Source organism: uncultured Campylobacter sp. (genome assembly GCF_963517995.1).
Taxonomy (GTDB): domain Bacteria; phylum Campylobacterota; class Campylobacteria; order Campylobacterales; family Campylobacteraceae; genus Campylobacter_A.
In genome coordinates, this window is record NZ_CAUQHQ010000037.1 from 1 (window position 1) to 18,319 (window position 18,319).

Genomic DNA, 18,319 nt, shown 5'->3' on the forward strand with positions numbered 1-18,319 from the left:
CCTTAAGGTAGCGCATTTTATCGCGGTAAAACTCGGTAAATTTTGCGGTTTTCGTAAACTGCCTTATTTTTGGATCAAGCGGAGCGTTTGCGATCGGCGAAGCGCCGTTTTGACCCATAAAAATAGCTATCCCGCCGGCCACGCAAAGCATCGTTTCTTTGTCGCCGCGCGCGCCTTTGCTAAGAAGGTGGCTAAAAATCTCAAACGCCTCAGCATTGCAAGCCGTGCGCAAGAGCCCTGGCGAGCCGATATCAGCGCCGTTTGCTACGAGTAGGTCGATGAGTCGTATCGCTTCTTTTTGATCGAATTTATATTTGCCGTTAGGATCTATGCCAAGTGCGATAACCGCGTCAAGAGGAGTAAAAATCATAAATTTATAGTTTAAATCGGGCTTAAATTTGAGCGCCTTTTCTATGCGTTCAAAGTCGAATTTGCCCGTTTTTATGATTTTTACGTTGTAGATAAACGGCGAAAAAAGGCGGTCTTTAAATTCGCCGTATTCGTCGTTTACGCGGTGCGGGTTTTGCGACAAAAACTCCAAAATTTGATCAAGCCCCGCGTCTATTTGCTTGCTTGTGGCATTTTCGTCGAAAAAGATCTCAAAACGAGGCTCAGGTAAATTTGATGCAAATAAAATTTGAGCTAAAACCATAAATATAACGGCACACTTTTTCATAAATCCTCCTAAAATTACGACTTTTACGAGGGCGGTCAAATTTGGCTAGCGACTTTAAGGGTTAAATTTGCTCGCGGTAAATTTGGCTCAAATTTTAGCTGAAAAGTTCGTCAAATTTACGCGCGCGGCAAAATTTATGATAAAACGGTGTTTAAATCGCCGCTTTTTACCTCTCGTTATCTAGCGTCTCTTGCATTTTCGCCCTTGCGTTTTCTAGCCACTCGGGCTCGGCGGTGTCGATAAGATCTAGGCAGATGATTTTGATTTTGCCGTTTTTAAAGCTAAAATTTTTCACATCCATGATGTCCGAGCCCGCGATCACGACGGGCTGGATTTTTAGATTTAGCTTGTCGGCGATGATTTTCGCGCCGCCTTTAAACGGCAAAAGCTCCTTTGAGTTTGAGCGCGTTCCTTCCGGAAAAATCGCCAGCACGCGCCCCTTTTCGACGCGGTCCTGCGCGTCTTTTACGAGCTTGATGAGCGAGCGTTTATTTTCGCGCTCGACTGAGATCATTTGCGGCACGTGGATGATCTGTCCGATGACGGGCAGGTCGGCGATCTCTTTTTTGGCGATCCAGCAGAGATTTTTAGGATAGACTTCCTCTAAAACGACGATATCTAGCATGCTTTGGTGGTTCATGATGATCATATTTGCGCGTTCGTCGAATTTACCGACGACTTCGAGCGAATAAAAACCGAAAAATCGCTGGCTCCTGCCCCAAAATTTCCTCACGGCGTGGATGTGCTTTTTAAAAAGCCACATAAAAAACACGACCAAAAGTATGCTGATCAGAAACTCGACCGCGAAATACGCGGCCTTTATCCTAGAAAATATCATCTTTTTTCACCCAGCCTATCTTGCCGTCGTCTAGTAAAATTTTGACGTAATCCTCGCGTTCGCCGAGGATCTCCACCTTTTGCTGCGCTTTTGAGGTATAAAATACGCTCGAGTTTTGCGTAGGCAAAATTTTTACGTTTATATTTTGTTTTAGCGTCGCACCGCCAAACGGGTTGTAACTGTAAAGGATATAAGCTCCAAGGCCGACTACGACTACAAGGAAGATCGCATCGCGCTTAAACAAAAACGTGATCAAAAATATACCGAAAAGCGCATAAACCCCGATATTTTTGTAAATTTCAAATTTGCTTTGCTTTGGATTTAGCCCGATTTGCGTGCTGATCTCGTCGTCCTCCACGACTACCGGGAGCGAAAAGCTCACGAAATCTTTTTTAGCAAGGCTAAAATAGTTAAAATCGATCGAGGTTTTTTCAGGCGAAAATATCGCGAAATAATATCCGCTTTGCGCGTCGAATTCTCCGCTCGTGGAGTCCACGCCTTGTTTGATGATGTCCTTATCCTCAATGAAAAAGTCCGCGATGTTACCTTTTTGAGCGTTTACTTCGACGATCATGATTAGATTTTTGTCGTCAAATTTGTTGGTTTTGTATTTTTTGACTTCGAGGTTTTGAGCGACGACGTGGTTGTATTTCTCGCCGCTTTTTAGCGCTACGATTTTAGGTAGCGAAAGCGTCAAATTTGCCGTCTGGAAAAACTCGCCGTTGCGTTTTAAATTTACAGTGATTTTTGGATTTTGCACGGCCTTAGCGGAGGCTTCGGCGTAAATCTGAGCCTTATAAACGCCCTTACCGTCGTTATCCCAGCGCAAATTTGAGCTTAGCCATTTTAGATTTTCGGTTTCGGGCAAGACGGTTTGCAAATCTACCGCGATATTATCCTGGATATCGACCGAGAGCGTAAAGCTAAAAATTTGCCCGACGTAGACTTGCTTTGGTACGTTTAGAGCCTTGGTAATGATATCGTTTGGCTGCACGCGCTCGTATAGCTGGCTGTCTTTTAAATTTAACTCGGGCTCGTTCGTAGGAGCGATATTTTGCGGGATAGGCTGGCGCAGATGCGTGCCGCCTTGGTTGCTTACGGTTGGGCTTTGCGCTGCGGGGGTTCTGTTTTGAGTAGCCGCGCTTTGCGTCTGGCTTGGAGTTCTGTTTTGCGCGCTTGGCGCTTTGTTTTGTAAATTTGGCTTTTGCGCGGGCGTTTGCGGAGCAGGCTTGATTACTTTTTGGCTTTGCTCGTCGCCCATCATATCAAATACGCTAGGCTCGGTGGCTGTGCAAGCTAAAACAAATACAGTAAAAAAGGCTAAAAAGGGCTTTAGCAAACTAGCCCTTTTAGCATCTTTAGTCCATCGTCCGTACCCAAAAACTTCTCGCAGGCGCGCTCGGGGTGAGGCATGAGGCCGAATATCTTTTTGTTCTTATCGCAAATTCCAGCTACCTCGTCGACCGAGCCGTTTGGATTTAGCTCGGCGCCGTTTGCGTCGCAATATTTTAGCAGGACCTGATCGTTGTCGTAGAGGCCTTTTAACGTCGATTCATCGGCATAAAAGTTACCCTCGCCGTGAGCGACCGGGATGTTTACGATCTCGCCGACGCTTAAATTTGAGAGAAATTTATTTGCGTTTGAGATCACTTTTAGATGGTGATATTTTGAGATGAAGCTTAAATTTTCGTTTCGTCTCATCGCGCCCGCGAGTAGTTTTAGCTCGCACAGCATCTGAAATCCGTTGCAAATGCCAAGCACGTATCCGCCTTTTTGGGCGTGTTTTACGACTGCGCTCATCGCGGGGCTAAATTTAGCGATAGCTGCCGTGCGCAGGTAGTCGCCGTAGCTAAAACCGCCCGGAAGTACGATTAGATCGGCGTTTATCTCGCTTTCTTTGTGCCAGATTATCTGCGTCTGGCAACCCAAAAGCTCAAAAGCGTACTTTGTATCTTGCTCGCAGTTCGTGCCCGGAAACAAAATGATGGCGACTTTCATTTTGCGCTCTCGCATTTATCGTTCAAATTTATCTCGTAGTCCTCGATGACGGTGTTTGCGAGTAATTCCTCGCACATTTTAGTTAGCTCCTTGCGCGCTTCGTCTTTGCTTGCGGCGCTTATATCCAGCACGATTTGTTTGCCTATTCGCACGCCGCTTACGTTGTTAAATCCAAGCGAGCCGAGTGCGTGCTCGACAGCCTTTCCTTGCGGGTCTAAAACGCCGTTTTTTAGGGATACGTTGATGATAGCTTTCATTTTAAACCTTAGATAAAATTCTTTTTAAAACTTCTTCGTAGGCGACTTTTACGCTGCCAAGATCTTGGCGAAATCTATCTTTATCAAGCTTTTCGTTCGTAGTCGCGTCCCAAAAGCGGCAGCTATCCGGGCTGATCTCGTCTGCTAGCAGGATATTTCCGTCCTTATCGACACCGAATTCGACTTTAAAATCGACTAATTTTAAGTTTCTGTCTGCGAAAAATTTAAAGAGGATAGCGTTTATCTCGCGGCCCATGTGTTTTAGTCTGTCAAGGTCGTTTTCGCTCTTAACTAAGCCCATGATTAGACAGTGTTCGTCGTTTACGAGCGGATCGTGTAGATCGTCGTTTTTGTAGTAAAACTCTACCAATGGAAACGACAAAACCGTGCCTTCTTTTATCGCGAGGCGCTTTGTAAGCGAGCCGGTGGCGATATTTCTCACAACCACTTCAAGCGGGATGATTTCGCATTTTTTCACGAGCTGTTCGGTGTCGCTTAGAGTTTCGACCAGGTGAGTCGGTATGCCTTTTTCTTTTAAAAGATTAAAAAGCTGCGTCGAAATTTTGTTATTTAACGCGCCTTTGCCGGCTTCATTGCCTCTTTTTTGCGCATCAAAGGCGGTTAGATCGTCTTTAAATTCCGCTATTAGTAAGTTCGCATCGTCCGTTGCGAACATCTTTTTTCCCTTGCCTTCGTAGATCAGCTCTTTTTTTTGCATTTTTGCACTCCTTATTTTAGCTGTAAAATTTTGATCGCGTCAATCGCCGATTTTAGTTGTATATCGTCGTTTACGTTAGCCTCGGTTATTATAGTCTTATTATCCGTGATTTTCGTAGAGTTTTTGTCGCTATTTGCGTCTATTTTGCTCAGTTCGTTGGTTAGGTGTTTTTTTAGTTCGCTCTCTTTTATAGAAAAGGCATTTTCGTCATGCTGAGGCACTTTGCCCGGAAATACGACAATATCAGGCTCCACGCCCGTTGCTTGTATAGTGCGGCCGCTAGGCAGATAGTAGCGAGCTATCGTTAGGCGGATAGCCTCCTTGTCGTCTACGGGTAGGATGATCTGTACGCTGCCTTTGCCGAACGTCTTTTCGCCGATAACGACGGCTCGTTTGTGGTCTTGTAGCGATCCGCTCACGATCTCGCTCGCGCTCGCGCTTCCGCCGTTAACTAGCACTGCAAGCGGTAAATTTGTGATTTTATTTGCTCTCGCAGCTTTAAATTCGCTATTTTCGCTCTCGTTTCTGCCCTTTTGAGATACGATCACACCGCTATCTATAAATAAATTCGTTAGTCCGACCGCTTGGTTTAAAAGTCCGCCCGGGTTGTTTCGAAGGTCAAGGATGATGCCTTCCGCTTTTGGATATTTTTTGATAAATTCCTCTGCCTTTTCGGTTACGTGCTTATCAAAATTCGTCACGCGAAGATAGAGGATGTTGTCTTTTTCGATCATCTTTGCGTAAACGGACTCGACCGAGATGATGTCGCGCACGAGTTTCACGTCAAACGGCTTTTGCTCGCCTTTTCGCACGATGGTTATCGTGATAGGCGTCTTTGGTTTGCCGCGCATTTTATTGACCGCTTCGTCTATGGTGGTGCCTAGGGTCGTATTGCCGTCGATGCGAAGGATGATGTCGCCGCTTTTTATGCCGGCTTTATCCGCAGGCGTATTTTCGATAGGCGAGATGACCGTTAGTGCGCCGTCTTTCATACCGACAGTGATGCCTAGGCCGCCAAATTCCCCGTTCGTCTGCACCTGCATGTCTTTAAACGCTTTTTCATTTAAAAATCCGGAATGCGCGTCAAGGTTATTTAAAAGCCCCTCTATGGCTTTATCCACGATCTCTTTAAACTGTAAATCATCAACATAATATTTTTCGATAGTAGAAATGGTTTTTGTAAGTTTTGAGAGCGATTGTAGTTTAGAATTTGAGCCGTCCTCGGTGGCTTTAGCGTTTAAATTTGCGCTAAAAACGGCTCCGAAAATCATCGCGCCCGCAACGCTTGAAAACAAAAACATCTTTTTTTTATTCAAAGTTAATCTCCTGCCTTTTTAAGTGGGGCTATTTTAGTTAAATTTGCCTAAAAATAGGATAAAAGATTTAATAAAATTTAATTTTCTTTCGTAAGTATTTATATAAAACCGCTTAGATAACTTGACAATAATCGACTAAAGTTATATAATATGCTCACTATAAACTAAAGGAGAAAAAATGGCGAATTTAGGCGAAAATTTAACCGCACAAATGCAAGAGCTGGTAGAAAAGGGCGTCGCGCTCGCGATACACGCGAAAAATCCGCAAACGTTTCCGCTTCACTTGCTTTGGGCGCTGGTCGCAGATAGCGGCTCGCTACTCAACCAAGTCTTTAATAAAATGAACGTCGGCAAGGACGCAGTGGAGCTTGAAGTAAAAAGCAAAGCTGCACAGCTACCAACAAGCTCAAATGTGAGCAAGGAAAACGTGCAAATTTCAAAAGAGCTCATAAATTCTCTTGAAAGCGCAAAAGCTCTGATGGTGAGCATGGGAGATAGCTATATTGCGGTGGATACGTGGATTATCTCGGCGCTTGAGCTGCCTGAGATCAAGCAAATTTTAGGCAAATTTACGGACGTTTTAGAAATCCGTAAAAATTTAGAAAGTATAAGAGCAGGGCGCAAGATAGATAGCCAAACCAGCGACGAAACGCTAGATAGCCTGGAAAAATACGGCATCGATCTAACCGCAAAGGCGCTAAATAAGGAGCTTGATCCAGTCATCGGGCGCGATGAGGAGATCACGCGCATGATGCAAATTTTAATAAGAAAAAGCAAGAATAATCCTATTTTACTAGGCGAGCCGGGCGTGGGTAAAACCGCTATCGTCGAGGGTCTAGCGCAAAAAATCGTGGCAAAAGACGTGCCTACTAGCCTAGCAAACAAGCGAGTAGTCGCGCTTGATATGAGCGCGCTGATCGCTGGCGCGAAATACCGCGGCGAATTTGAAGACAGGCTAAAAGCCGTCATAAACGAAGTAAAAAGCGCCGGAAATATCATCCTCTTTATCGACGAGATCCACACTATCGTGGGCGCGGGAGCTAGCGAAGGCAGCATGGACGCGGCAAATATCCTAAAACCCGCACTTGCTAGAGGCGAGCTGCACGCCGTAGGCGCTACGACGCTAAAAGAGTATCGCAAGTATTTTGAAAAAGACGCCGCGCTGCAACGCCGCTTTCAGCCTATCGACGTAAAAGAGCCTAGCGTAAACGAAGCGCTTCAAATTTTACGCGGTATAAAAGAGCGCCTCGAGGTGCATCACGGTGTGACGATCACCGATAGCGCGCTAGTCGCGGCGGCAAAGCTAAGCGACCGCTACATCTCAAACCGCTTCTTACCGGATAAAGCGATCGATCTCATCGACGAGGCCGCAGCCGAGCTAAAAATGCAAATCGAAAGCGAGCCCTATGAGCTAGCCCGCATCAAGCGCGAGATCGTAACGCTACAAGTCGAAAAAGAGGCGCTAAAAATGGAAGACGAGGCTAAAAATGCGGCGCGCCTAAGCGAAATCGAAAAAGAAATCGCCGATCTAAACGAGCAAAAGCACGCCCTTGACGGTAAATTTGAAAACGAAAAGGCGGTTTTCGGCGGCATCTCAAAAGCTAAAAAAGAGATAGATAGCCTAAAAAGCGAGGCCGAGATAGCGCGCAGAAACGGCGATTTGCAGCGCGCGGCCGAGATAGAATACGGCAAAATTTTAGAAGCGGCCAACCGCCAAAAAGAGCTCGAAAAAAAATGGGACGAGATGAAAAAAAGCGGCGTGCTGCTCAAAAATCAGGTCGATGAGGAGCTGGTGGCTGAAATTTTAAGTAAATGGACGGGAATTTCAGTCAGCAAAATGCTAACTAGCGAAAAGCAAAAATACCTGATGATCGAGGAGCATTTGCGCGAAAGCGTCGTCGGTCAGGATGCTGCTCTGCACGCTCTAGCAAGAGCCATCAAGCGAAACAAGGCTGGCCTAAACGAGGGCGCGCGTCCGATCGGATCGTTTTTGTTTTTAGGGCCTACGGGCGTGGGTAAAACGCAGTCGGCAAAGGCTTTGGCTAAATTTTTATTTGACGACGAGCGCGCGCTCATACGCTTTGATATGAGCGAATACATGGAAAAGCACAGCGTCTCCCGCCTGCTCGGAGCGCCTCCTGGATACGTGGGCTACGACGAGGGCGGACAGCTAACCGAAGCCGTGCGCAGACGTCCGTATAGCGTCATACTTTTTGACGAGATCGAAAAGGCTCACAAAGACGTGTTTAACGTGCTTTTAGGCATCCTAGACGACGGAAGGGCGACTGATAATAAGGGCGTGACGGTCGATTTTAAAAACACGATCATCATCCTCACGTCTAATATCGCGTCGAATTTTATCATGGACTTAAAAGGCGAGGAACGAGAGCAAGCGGTCAAAAACGAGCTTAGAAACTACTTTAAGCCAGAGTTTTTAAATCGCCTCGACGACACGATAATCTTTAATCCGCTCGATGAAGACGGGCTCATAAAAATCGTAGATATAATGTTTAAAGAGCTTGAAAAAACGCTACAAAATCGCGGTATCAAGGCGAGCCTAAGCGAAGAGGCGAAGAAATTTATCGCGGGCGCGGGCTTTGACATCGTTTACGGCGCTAGACCTTTGCGCCGCGCACTATATGAGCTGGTCGAAGATCCGCTAGCCGATATGATCCTGCGCGACGAGCTTGAAAGCGGAGATGAAATAGTAATCGGCGCAAACGGAGAAAATATAACTATAAGTAAAATTTAGTTTAATTTTTTGGATAGCATTAAATTTATGATTTAATTTTAACAAAACCGACTAGCAATTCAAGGCGGCAAATTTAGTCGCCTTGATTTTTTTTAAGCCGGTAAAGCGACTTCTTTCGCAAAACTGCTTTAAATTTCATACTTTGGCTTCTAGCGTTACCGCTAAAATTCAGACTTATAGCTTAAAATTTCCTTGACAATTCATATTAAAATTTATATAATGGCAATAGATAATACAAAAAAGTATTGTGTATTACTTTTTTATCAAAAAAGGTAATATATTGAAATTTTATGATTTCAAAAAAGGATTTAAAATGATAAAAAAACTTCTCGTTTCCGCAGCTTTTTTAGCAGTTTGTTTTGCGCAAAATCCAAACGATAATACTCTAAATTTCGCCGTTTCTAAAAACGTCGGCGAGCTAAATCCGCATCTATACTCGCCAAATGAAATGTTCGCGCAAGATATGGTTTACGAGGGACTAGTTAAATTTGAAAACGGAGGCAAAATTTCGCCTTGGCTCGCCAAGTCTTGGAGCGTAAGCGACGACGGCAAAATTTATACGTTTGAGCTGCGCCGAGACGTCGTTTTTTCAAACGGTGAAAAATTTAACGCAGCCGCGGTAAAAGCAAATTTCGACGCCGTTTTAGCTAATCGCAAGCGCCATGAGTGGTTAGAGCTTGCTAGGCTGATAGACGGTTGCGAGATAGCGGGCGAATTTAAGGTAAAGCTAAGCCTAAAAAATGCCTACGAACCGACTCTACGCGAGCTTAGCCTCATACGTCCGTTTAGATTTATCGCTCCTGGCGCGATGAAGGACGGCGGCACGAAAGACGGCGTAAAAGAGCCCGTAGGTACCGGCGCATGGAGATTAGTCGCCACCGAGCGGGGCGTTAGCGATACTTTTGTGAGGAACGATAAATTCTACGGCGAGCTACCTAAAATTTCTAAAATAGTCGCACGCGTGATACCGGAGCCAAATACCAAAATCATCGCGCTAAAAACAGGAGAGGTCGATCTCGTATACGGCGGCGAACAGATCCCGATAGATAGCTTTAACGAGCTTAAAAAAGAGTTTGGCTGGGCGGTTTCTCAGCCGGTTTTTACTCTAGTTATCGCATTAAATTCGGCTAAATTTCCTACGAACGACGAAGCGGTTAGAAAGGCGTTAAATTTAAGCGCGAACAAAGAGCCTATAGCTCAAAAAATATTTTTTAACGCGGCGAAAAAGGCTGATTTTTTATTTGACGCCTCCGTCCAAAACGCCGACATAAACGCCAGCGCGTATAATTTCGACGTTAAAAAAGCAAATCAAATCCTAGATGCCGCAGGCTACGCGACTGGCAAGAACGGCGTGCGATATAAAGACGGAAAAGCTCTTGAGATAGAGCTCGTATATATCGGCTCAAACGCCGTGCAAAAGGCTATAGGAGAGGTTTTAAGAGCTAATTTTTCTAAAATCGGCGTTAGGTTAAATTTAAAAGCCGACGAGGCGACTATCTTTTACAAAAAGCAAAAAACCGGCGATTTTGGCGCCGTATTTAACTCCACTTGGGGCGCGCCTTACGATCCTCAGGCTTTTTTAGCTTCGATGAGACTGCCCGCGCACGCTGATTATCAAGCTCAGCTAGGACTGGCTGATAAAATGCAAATCGACGAGAAAATCGAACGTATCGCGCTTAGCCTAGATGCAAAAGAAAGACGCGATCTAACCCGTGATGTTTTAACGCGCCTGCACGAGAGCGCGGTATACATTCCTATCGTTTACGAGACGACTAAGGCGCTTTGGAACAAGCGCGTAAAAGGCGTGGAATTTGATGCATTAAAAGACCGCATACCGTTTGAAAAGATGAGCCTGGACGCTGCAAAATAATGCGTAAATCGCTTCTTTACGGCAATCATTTTTTGCTCGTTTTTGTTTTTTTTGAGTCGTTTTTTGGGCTATTTTTGCGCGATACGGAGTTAAATTTACCTCTTGCGCCGCGCTTATTTGCATATTATTTAGAGCTTAAATATGCTTAAATTTATCGTTAAACGCCTGCTTTTGCTTATTCCCGTCATGTTTGCGGTTAGCGTTTTGATATTTGCGCTACTGCGGCTAAACGGCACGGACGCGGCTATGAGCTATCTAAACGCCTCTGGTATCGCGCCCACGGACGAGGCTTTGGCTCACGCTAGAGCGCAGCTTAACCTAGATAAGCCGATTTTTGAGCAGTATGCGGTTTGGCTAAAAGACGCCTCTAGCCTAAATTTTGGCGCGTCATACATCACCGGCAGAGCCGTGAGCGAGGATATGGCGCACTATTTTCCGGCCACGCTAAAGCTAGCCGCGCTAGGGCTATTTTTCACTCTTATTTTTTCCGTTCCGATGGGTATACTTTCAGCGATCTATAAGGATAAATTTATCGACTACGCCGTGAGGTTTGTTTCGTTTTTGGGCGTTTGTACGCCGAATTTTTGGCTAGGATTTTTGTTGATTTTGCTATTTTCTGTCCATCTTAAAATTTTACCGCCTTTTGGCGCCGGCGGGCTTTCGCATCTTTTGATGCCGGCGTTTGCGATATCTTTTATGTCTATCGCGGTAAATTCTCGCCTCATCCGCGCAAATTTACTCGAAATCAAAAGCAAACGTCACGTAAGCTACGCCAAGATGCGCGGACTATCCGCCTCTCGCGTACTCTTTAGCCACGTGTTTAAAAACGCCTCGCTGCCGGTCGTTACGGCGCTTGGTATGCATATAGGCGAGCTAGTAGGCGGCGCGATGGTGATAGAAAGCGTATTTGCGTATCCTGGTATCGGCAGATATGCGGTCGAGGCCATCATAAACAACGACTACCCCGTGATTCAGTGCTTTATTTTACTGATGGCGTTTGCGTTTGCTATTAGCAACCTCGTTATAGACGTGCTTTACGCCTTTATAGATCCGCGTATAAGGACTAACGCGTGAAAAAAATTTGGCTCATTTTTGCCTGTTTTACCGCGTTTGTGATGATTTTTATCATGCTTTTCGCGCCTTTGCTAGCGCCCTTTGATCCAAACGAGATCGATTTAGCGGCTAAATTTGAGCCCGCTAGCCTTTCTCATTTTTTAGGCACGGATCATCTTGGCAGAGACGTATTTTCTAGGCTTTTATCGGCTACTAGCATATCGCTGGGTTCGGCGTTTGCGACTATTTTTTTGATACTTTTTTTAGGGATTTTAGTAGGCGGGACGGCGGGGTTTGTAGGCGGACGAACGGATCAAATTTTAATGCGGGTTTGCGACGTATTTTTTAGCGTGCCTACCGTTATTTTAGCGCTATTTTTGGTTGGAGTTTTAGGGACGGGAATGATAAACGTCGTTATCGCTATCTCCGTATCGCACTGGGCGTGGTACGCTAGGATAGTGCGCAGTATCGTACTAAGCTTAAAAAATGCCGATTACGTGCTGATAACTAGGACTTCGGGCGCAAGCGAAACGGTAAATTTTAAAAAAAATATGCTCCGCCCTATCATCGCTCAGTGCGCGGTGCTGGCGTCTTTAGATATAGGACATATCGTGCTGCATATTTCCGGGCTTAGCTTTTTAGGTCTTGGCGTAAAAGCGCCAGCGGCCGAGTGGGGCGTGATGATTAGCGACGCCAAGGAGTACGTTTTTAGCCATCCCGAGCTTATTTTTTATCCCGGTATCGCGATATTTTTGTGCGTGATGAGCTTTAACATCATCGGCGAGAGCCTGCAAGAGCGCCTAGGCGCGGTATCGGAGGATAGATGAGTCAGAGTTTGGCAAAGGATATTTTAGAAATCAAAAATTTATGCGTAAGCGCCGGGCAAACGCAGCTGGTGCGCGGGCTAAATTTACGGCTAGCTTCGGGACGCATAACCGCCCTCGTCGGAAAAAGCGGCAGCGGCAAGACGCTAAGCGCGCTAACTTTGCAAGGCTTTACGCCCCCGGGCTTAAGCTCTAGCGCGGATATTTTTTTAAACGGACGAAGGCTTGACGTCGCGGCGCGGCGCGGTAAAATTTTCGCCTCCGTTATGCAAAATCCAAAAAGCGCGTTTAATCCTCTGCTAAGCATCGGCGCGCACGCTAAAGAGACCGCGGATGCGGCAAATTCGAGCCGAAATTTAGCGCTGGAAGCTGGATTTTTTAAGGCGATGGGATTAGGACTTAAAAGAGCTAAAGCCGCTTTTAAGAATCAGCCTGCTTCCGCGCAATCTCAAATAAAGCTAGCCATGCGCGCGGTAGGGCTTGAGGAGGGCGCGCTAAAGCTATATCCGCACGAGATGAGCGGCGGTATGTTGCAGCGAGCGATGATAGCTTTAGCTCTGCTTAGCGGGGCTAAATTTATCGTAGCAGACGAGCCTACGACCGACCTTGATCTCGTTTCGCAGGCTAAAATTTTAACCCTCTTGCGCGACGCGGCGCGTCAAACGGGCGCGGGAGTGCTGCTGATAACGCACGATCTTTCCGTAGTGGCCAAGCTTGCGGACGATATTTACGTGATGGAGCGGGGCGAACTAGCTCAAAGCGGCGATACGCGCGAGATATTTTTAGCACCGACTTTAGTTGCGACAAGAGAGCTTTTGCGGGCTCATTTTGCGCTTTACGCCGGTATGACGGGAGAATTTAGCCGTCAAAAAACCGCAAACGAAGCTAAATTTATAAAGCCCGGCGCCTATGATTTGCGGACGTTTAGCGCGCAAGTAGCGCAGGACTCTGAGCCGGGGTCTTGCAAGCTAAAATTTAGCGAGGATAAATTTACCCAAGCTAACGAGCCTAAGGAGCCCGAGCAAATTTATGCCCCGGGAGGGCTTCTTTGCGCGGCGGAGGCGAAATTTCACGCTCCAAGCGAGCCGCAAGGAGACGATCTAAAAGAAGGCTGTAAGGACGAAAAACGCCTCTGCGCAGAGGCTAGCGACCCAAATGCTAAGACAAACCCCAAAACAAATATCCAAACGGGCGCTCCTAAAAACGAACAAGACGCGCAAAGCTCGGACGCAAACAAAATAGCGCAAAATGATAAGGATATGCAAAACCGCGCTTTGAGTTCGGAAAATAGGCAAAAAATCGCTTCGGTAAGCGCAAATGACGATTTGCCTAGCCAAGACGCGCCGATTTTTAAATTTAACGACGAGGCCGGTTTTTTTGAGCTAAAATCTCAAGCGGCGGAGCCAAATTTAGACGTACCTGACGAGCGTGTCAGCTATGACGGCGGATATATCTTTAGCTTTGGCGAAGATAACTTGCTAGAGCGAGGCAAAGATATAAACGGCGCAGATGGCGAAAAAACGAGCCTTGGCGCCGCAAACAAGGTAGATAAAAGCGCCGTAAATTTAACGAAAAATCAAGCCGTTTGGGCTAAAGCACATGCAAGCTTGATGGATAAAAACGCCGAAAATATCACAACCCAAACGCAGAGCCAAACCGCGTCCGCGCAAGAGGACGCAAACAAAGCCGCGCTAGATGAGGCCGCTTTTGCCGCCTGCTGGCAAACGCGCCAGGGTAAGGCCAGGCCTAACGCAGAAGAAAATACTCGCGAATCCAAGCTCTCGCCTCTACTAAAGGCATGCGGTATCGGCTGTGGATTTGAGAGCGTGTCGTTTTTGGGCAAGCGTACGCGCAAGGACGTTTTAAAGGGCGTTAGTTTTGAGATAAGGCAGGGCGAGGCTCTGGGGCTGCTGGGCAAATCAGGCTGCGGTAAAAGTACGCTAGCCAAGGTTTTGACCGGGCTTTTGCATCCTAGCGAGGGCTGGGTGGAATTTGACGGGCGTAGGCTAAATTTAACGGATTTGGATGCAAAAAGGGAGTTTTACTCGCAAGCGCAAATCGTATTTCAAGATGCGCCAAGCGCCGTAAATCCGCGATTAGGCGTGCGAGAAGTTATCGAAGAGCCGCTGCTATATCTAACCCGCATGCCCGCGGCGCAACGACTAGAGCGTATAAGGCGGCTACTAAAAACGCTTGAGATAGACGAGAGTTTTTTAAACAAAAAAGCCTCGTTATTAAGCGGAGGACAGCTCTCGCGGGTAACGATTGCGCGCGCTTTGGCGGCTGAGCCTAGGCTGGTCGTTTTAGACGAGGCACTAAGCTCTCTTGACGCGCCTTTGCAGACGTCGATTCTGCGGGTGCTTGCGCGGCTAAAGGGTAAAATTTCGTTTCTTTTTATCACGCACGACATTAGGCTCGTGCGGATATTTTGCGACCGCATCGTTTTGATGGATGAAGGGCGTATCGCGCAGACGGCTACGGCTTTTCAGAGCTTTACCTGCGCGGCGGGTAAGGAGCTAGAAAGCGCCGTGCTGCCTCCGTTTCCGAGTTTTTAGCCTGTTTTATTTAAAATTTAGGCTACGTATCGGCTTGCTTTTTTAGCCGCTTTAAAGATTTATAGCCGCTTTACGGTCATTGCGGCGTGATATAACGCTAATTTTTTGCATGCCGACAAACTCTTGTGGTTAGATTTTAGTTAAACTTACTCGGCAATTAAAATAGCTTTGGCATTAAATAATTAATATAGTTAAATTTAAATTGTGTTTATAAAATATCAGTCGCTAAACCTAACGCTTTGATTTTACTCAGCTTATTAAGGCGGCTATGGGCGCTATCTTACCGCCTTTTTATTGCTTTAAGGGAAGCTTATTTGTGTGGATACGGCGCAGTGGCTTAAGGCGCCAAATCGTTTTAAAAGCAACGCCTAAAGCGTTATATCGCGCCAAGATACCGCCTTAATTTAATGTTTGTAACAAAATTTCGGTTAAGATTAAAATAATTAAATTTATAGCATTGCGGTAAAAAGCCGCTTTTTGACACGAATCACAAAATTTAGCGATCAGATCGGTATAATCGGTAAGATTCCGTAATATTTTATATATAATTTTACTAAAAATATTATGTATTTCTGTAAATTTGCTGCATATTATTGCGGTTTATTAAATTTTACGACCTTAAAATTATATATTCATAGATATTTGCGCATTTTGATTAACAAGCCTCGCATTTTGCGTTAAATTTGATACAAAAATACGGCGACTCGGGAGTAAGCAGCGGCGCTATTTGCGTAAATTTTATAAAGCTTTCAAATTAAAACAGGCTAGGATAAAGCATAGCAGTAGATTTGTTTGCCGCCACGTATTTAAAAAGATGCGGTTTTTTAAAAGGTATAGCCGTGTCATGATAACGTATACAAAGCGGCAGTAAATTTTAAATTTACAATATATTTTTAGTAAGCCAAATCAAATTTGAAATAAAATATTTAATCTTTTTGCGGGTTAATCCCAAAAAGCTCTTGAATTTTAAACCTACGGCCAAACTCGTAATCCAGCCGCAAAAACATATAAAACCGCCTAAAATTTTAAAAAATTAGAAAGCAAAAAATCATTTTTGGTTTTTTTTAAGTACCATGCAAATTTAGCTAATTTTTCTCGTTTTATTCGTTTTTTAAAACGCGATAAATGCGCGAAGCTTACGCCGTAAAAGTACGGATTTATGCGGTAAATTGGCAAAAACGCGCTTAAACAAACGCTAAAAAAACGAGCAAGAATCTAAAATAAATTTTTAAAAAGCATCGCATAAAAATCCAAAAAGCCCGAAATAAAAATTACAGACGGGCAAGTAAAGCGCGAGAATTACGTTTTTTTAAGCGCCATCTAAGCAACGGGCTTAGCGGCGTTACTCCTCGCTTAGCTCCTCGGCTACCTGTGCGGCGAGCTTTAGCTTTTCGCTATCAAAATGCGTGTAAATGCGCGAAGTGTTTAGGCTCGCGTGCCCGAGCGCTTCTTGCACCAAAACCAGGTCTTTTTGCTTTTTGTAAAGCATCGTGGCAAAGGTATGGCGCAGCATGTGAGCGCCGTTTTTTTCCTTACGGATGCCTGCTTTAAAGAGTATCTGCTCGACGATGCGGCTCACGTAGGCCTGCGTTAGGCGCGTGCCTTTTTTGTTGATAAAAAGATAGCCTTCTTTATTTATATAGTTTATCGCGATCGCGTCCAGATGGGCTTCGATGAGGCGGCGTTTGATCATGACGACGCGGTATTTGTTGCCTTTGCCGCGGATTCTTATGACGTAGAGCTCGCCGTCCTCGGTTATATCTTTGCGCTTTAGGTTTAGCGCTTCGCTCACGCGGATACCGGTGAAAATGATAATTTTTATGATGAGCTTGTTGCGGTTGGCGTTGCTTTTAAACTCCGCATTTTCGATCGCTTCCAAAAATCTCTTGACCTCATCCTCGCTCATAAACTCGGGCAGCTTTTGCCCGCGCGCTCCGCCCACGCCGCCCCAGTTTTTTAGCTCGATGTCAAAGACGTGCGCCTTGCCGTCCTCTTCGTTTTGCTTATCCAAAAATGCGAAAAAATTTATCGCGCTTATGCGATAGTTTTTCTTACTTGCATCGCTAAGCCCGCCCGTGACGCTAGCTAGCACCTCGCTTAGCAGCTCTTCGTCGATCTGCTTTAGGCTCTCTAGCTCGTAAAATTTGAGCGTCTCGAATATCTTTTTAAGAGGATTAAAGTATGTATTTATGCCCGTTAGTCCCGCGTTTCTAGCCGATTTTACGAGGCCGTCTAGCTGATCGATGTTTTTTATCTCGCGGCTAAGGGCGAAATTTACGCTTGCTAGCGCCTTTGGGTCGCGAAGCTCTTTGTTTGAGAGCGAGCTAAGCTTAAATTTGACGTAACGAGTCAGCCAAAATATAAACGAGTTTTCAAAACTATCCTTGCAATCAAGCGCGTATTTCAAGATATTTTCCTTAAATTTATAAAAAATTGAAAAGCATTATAGCTAAAATCTGCGCTATTTTGCCCGTCTAAAATCGTTTAATCTTTGTATAAATTTATGTCGCCCAATCGAGCTTTAAACGGCAAAAGACGATAAATTTAAACGCGTTAAATTATGCGGTAGAGATAAGCCTAAATTTTGCGTTCGGATTTAGCAAAATAGGGCAAATTTATACAAAAATTTAAGCTTAAAGTTGCGCTTTTGCGTTAGCGCGCATAAATTTACGTCGCACAAAAACTCCAAAACCAAAGAGCCTAAATTTAGTCGAAAAATCGCTTACGAAAATTATTTTAGATAAATATCTAAGCTCAAATTTAGCTCGTCGATGACGCTAAGCATCTGCCTCACGTATCTTTGCTCGCGGCGAGCCTTGGCGATGTCTAGTTTATCAAAAAGCCGCCCCTCGAAAAAATTTCTCCTACTAAAGCAAAATAGATAAAATTTGTTATCCATAAAGGCCGCACTCGGCGATTTTAGCGTGTTTTTGTAGGCCTTGATCATATTTAGCTTGCCCATAAACGCAGGCGTGAGCAGGTATCTCGCCTCCACCTTATCGGTCGTAAAAACTCTAAAATTTTCATTAAATTTGACGTCGTCGAGCAGCTCTTTTTCGCCTAAAAACTTAGTATTAAAATCCTTGCTAACGGCGACCGTTTTGCCGTTAAATTTCTTATTAAATTCGCACTTTAGCACGCTGCCTTTGAAGTCTGAATACTTGTCAAACGCGTATTTTAGCAGGATAAATATGGCGACGTATTTGTTGTTTATCTGAGGGTATTCGCGCTCGTGGCTGATTACCTCGCACAGGCTAAATTTGACGCCTTTATATACGCCTCGCACGCTATCCTCGCTATAAAATGTGCTCGGTCTATAAATCCCCGCCTCGTCAAATTCGCTCTGCGAGATGCCGCCGTAAGCGCTATACGTAAAGCTCTCGTCGATATCCTTGATGAGCGCGGGGATGAAAACCTCTTTATAAAATTCGTTGTACTCGTTCTGTGCCCTGGCGATATCTA

At 45.2% G+C, this 18,319-nt stretch carries 14 protein-coding genes; 5 read left to right on the forward strand and 9 right to left on the reverse strand.

The window, feature by feature from the left end:
- The 7 genes from RYL88_RS05440 to RYL88_RS05470 all read right to left on the reverse strand — a co-directional run.
- Positions 1 to 676: hypothetical protein (locus RYL88_RS05440; protein ID WP_314989595.1), on the reverse strand; the 676-nt coding region annotated here is incomplete at its 3' end.
- 166 nt (positions 677 to 842) lie between these two features.
- Positions 843 to 1,514, reverse strand: coding sequence for a lysophospholipid acyltransferase family protein (locus RYL88_RS05445; RefSeq protein ID WP_314989597.1), 672 nt, complete (start codon positions 1,512 to 1,514; stop codon positions 843 to 845).
- Positions 1,501 to 2,853: an SH3 domain-containing protein gene (locus RYL88_RS05450; protein ID WP_314989599.1), complete on the reverse strand. Its 1,353-nt coding sequence runs from the start codon at positions 2,851 to 2,853 to the stop codon at positions 1,501 to 1,503. The genes RYL88_RS05445 and RYL88_RS05450 overlap by 14 nt, the downstream gene beginning before the upstream one ends.
- Entirely contained in the window at positions 2,847 to 3,512 is a 666-nt protein-coding gene (purQ, locus tag RYL88_RS05455; RefSeq protein ID WP_314989601.1) for a phosphoribosylformylglycinamidine synthase I, read from the reverse strand. Before purQ ends, RYL88_RS05450 begins: the two co-directional genes overlap by 7 nt.
- Entirely contained in the window at positions 3,509 to 3,769 is a 261-nt protein-coding gene (purS, locus tag RYL88_RS05460) for a phosphoribosylformylglycinamidine synthase subunit PurS (protein WP_298056812.1), read from the reverse strand. The genes purQ and purS overlap by 4 nt, the downstream gene beginning before the upstream one ends.
- A gap of 1 nt (position 3,770) precedes the next feature.
- Complete coding sequence (purC, locus tag RYL88_RS05465; protein ID WP_297968296.1) at positions 3,771 to 4,487, reverse strand: phosphoribosylaminoimidazolesuccinocarboxamide synthase; 717 nt, start codon at positions 4,485 to 4,487, stop codon at positions 3,771 to 3,773.
- An 11-nt stretch (positions 4,488 to 4,498) separates the two neighbouring features.
- The gene (locus tag RYL88_RS05470; RefSeq protein WP_297968299.1) at positions 4,499 to 5,803 is read right to left on the reverse strand and encodes a S41 family peptidase; all 1,305 of its coding nucleotides are present in this window, start codon (positions 5,801 to 5,803) and stop codon (positions 4,499 to 4,501) included.
- 178 nt (positions 5,804 to 5,981) lie between these two features.
- On the opposite strand from RYL88_RS05470, the gene RYL88_RS05475 reads away from it, so the two are divergent.
- The 5 genes from RYL88_RS05475 (at position 5,982) to nikE (ending at position 14,857) form a co-directional block, all read left to right on the forward strand.
- The gene (locus tag RYL88_RS05475; RefSeq protein ID WP_314989604.1) at positions 5,982 to 8,555 is read left to right on the forward strand and encodes an AAA family ATPase; all 2,574 of its coding nucleotides are present in this window, start codon (positions 5,982 to 5,984) and stop codon (positions 8,553 to 8,555) included.
- A gap of 313 nt (positions 8,556 to 8,868) precedes the next feature.
- On the forward strand, positions 8,869 to 10,425 hold the full coding sequence (nikA, locus tag RYL88_RS05480; protein ID WP_314989606.1) for a nickel ABC transporter substrate-binding protein: 1,557 nt from the start codon (positions 8,869 to 8,871) through the stop codon (positions 10,423 to 10,425).
- 141 nt (positions 10,426 to 10,566) lie between these two features.
- Entirely contained in the window at positions 10,567 to 11,499 is a 933-nt protein-coding gene (gene nikB / locus RYL88_RS05485) for a nickel ABC transporter permease subunit NikB (RefSeq protein WP_314989608.1), read from the forward strand.
- Positions 11,496 to 12,305 carry a nickel ABC transporter permease subunit NikC gene (gene nikC, locus RYL88_RS05490; RefSeq protein WP_314989610.1) on the forward strand — a complete coding sequence of 270 codons (810 nt, stop codon included), beginning with the start codon at positions 11,496 to 11,498 and terminating at the stop codon, positions 12,303 to 12,305. Before nikB ends, nikC begins: the two co-directional genes overlap by 4 nt.
- On the forward strand, positions 12,302 to 14,857 hold the full coding sequence (nikE, locus tag RYL88_RS05495; RefSeq protein ID WP_314989612.1) for a nickel ABC transporter ATP-binding protein NikE: 2,556 nt from the start codon (positions 12,302 to 12,304) through the stop codon (positions 14,855 to 14,857). The genes nikC and nikE overlap by 4 nt, the downstream gene beginning before the upstream one ends.
- 1,342 nt (positions 14,858 to 16,199) lie before the next feature.
- Here the strand turns inward: nikE and RYL88_RS05500 are convergent.
- Together RYL88_RS05500 and RYL88_RS05505 are read right to left on the reverse strand one after the other, a co-directional pair.
- Positions 16,200 to 17,264, reverse strand: coding sequence for a tyrosine-type recombinase/integrase (locus RYL88_RS05500; RefSeq protein ID WP_314399183.1), 1,065 nt, complete (start codon positions 17,262 to 17,264; stop codon positions 16,200 to 16,202).
- Positions 17,265 to 17,588: 324 nt separating this feature from the next.
- Positions 17,589 to 18,319, reverse strand: a 731-nt coding sequence (locus RYL88_RS05505) for a DUF3137 domain-containing protein (RefSeq protein WP_314989615.1), incomplete at its 5' end; no start/stop codon positions are given.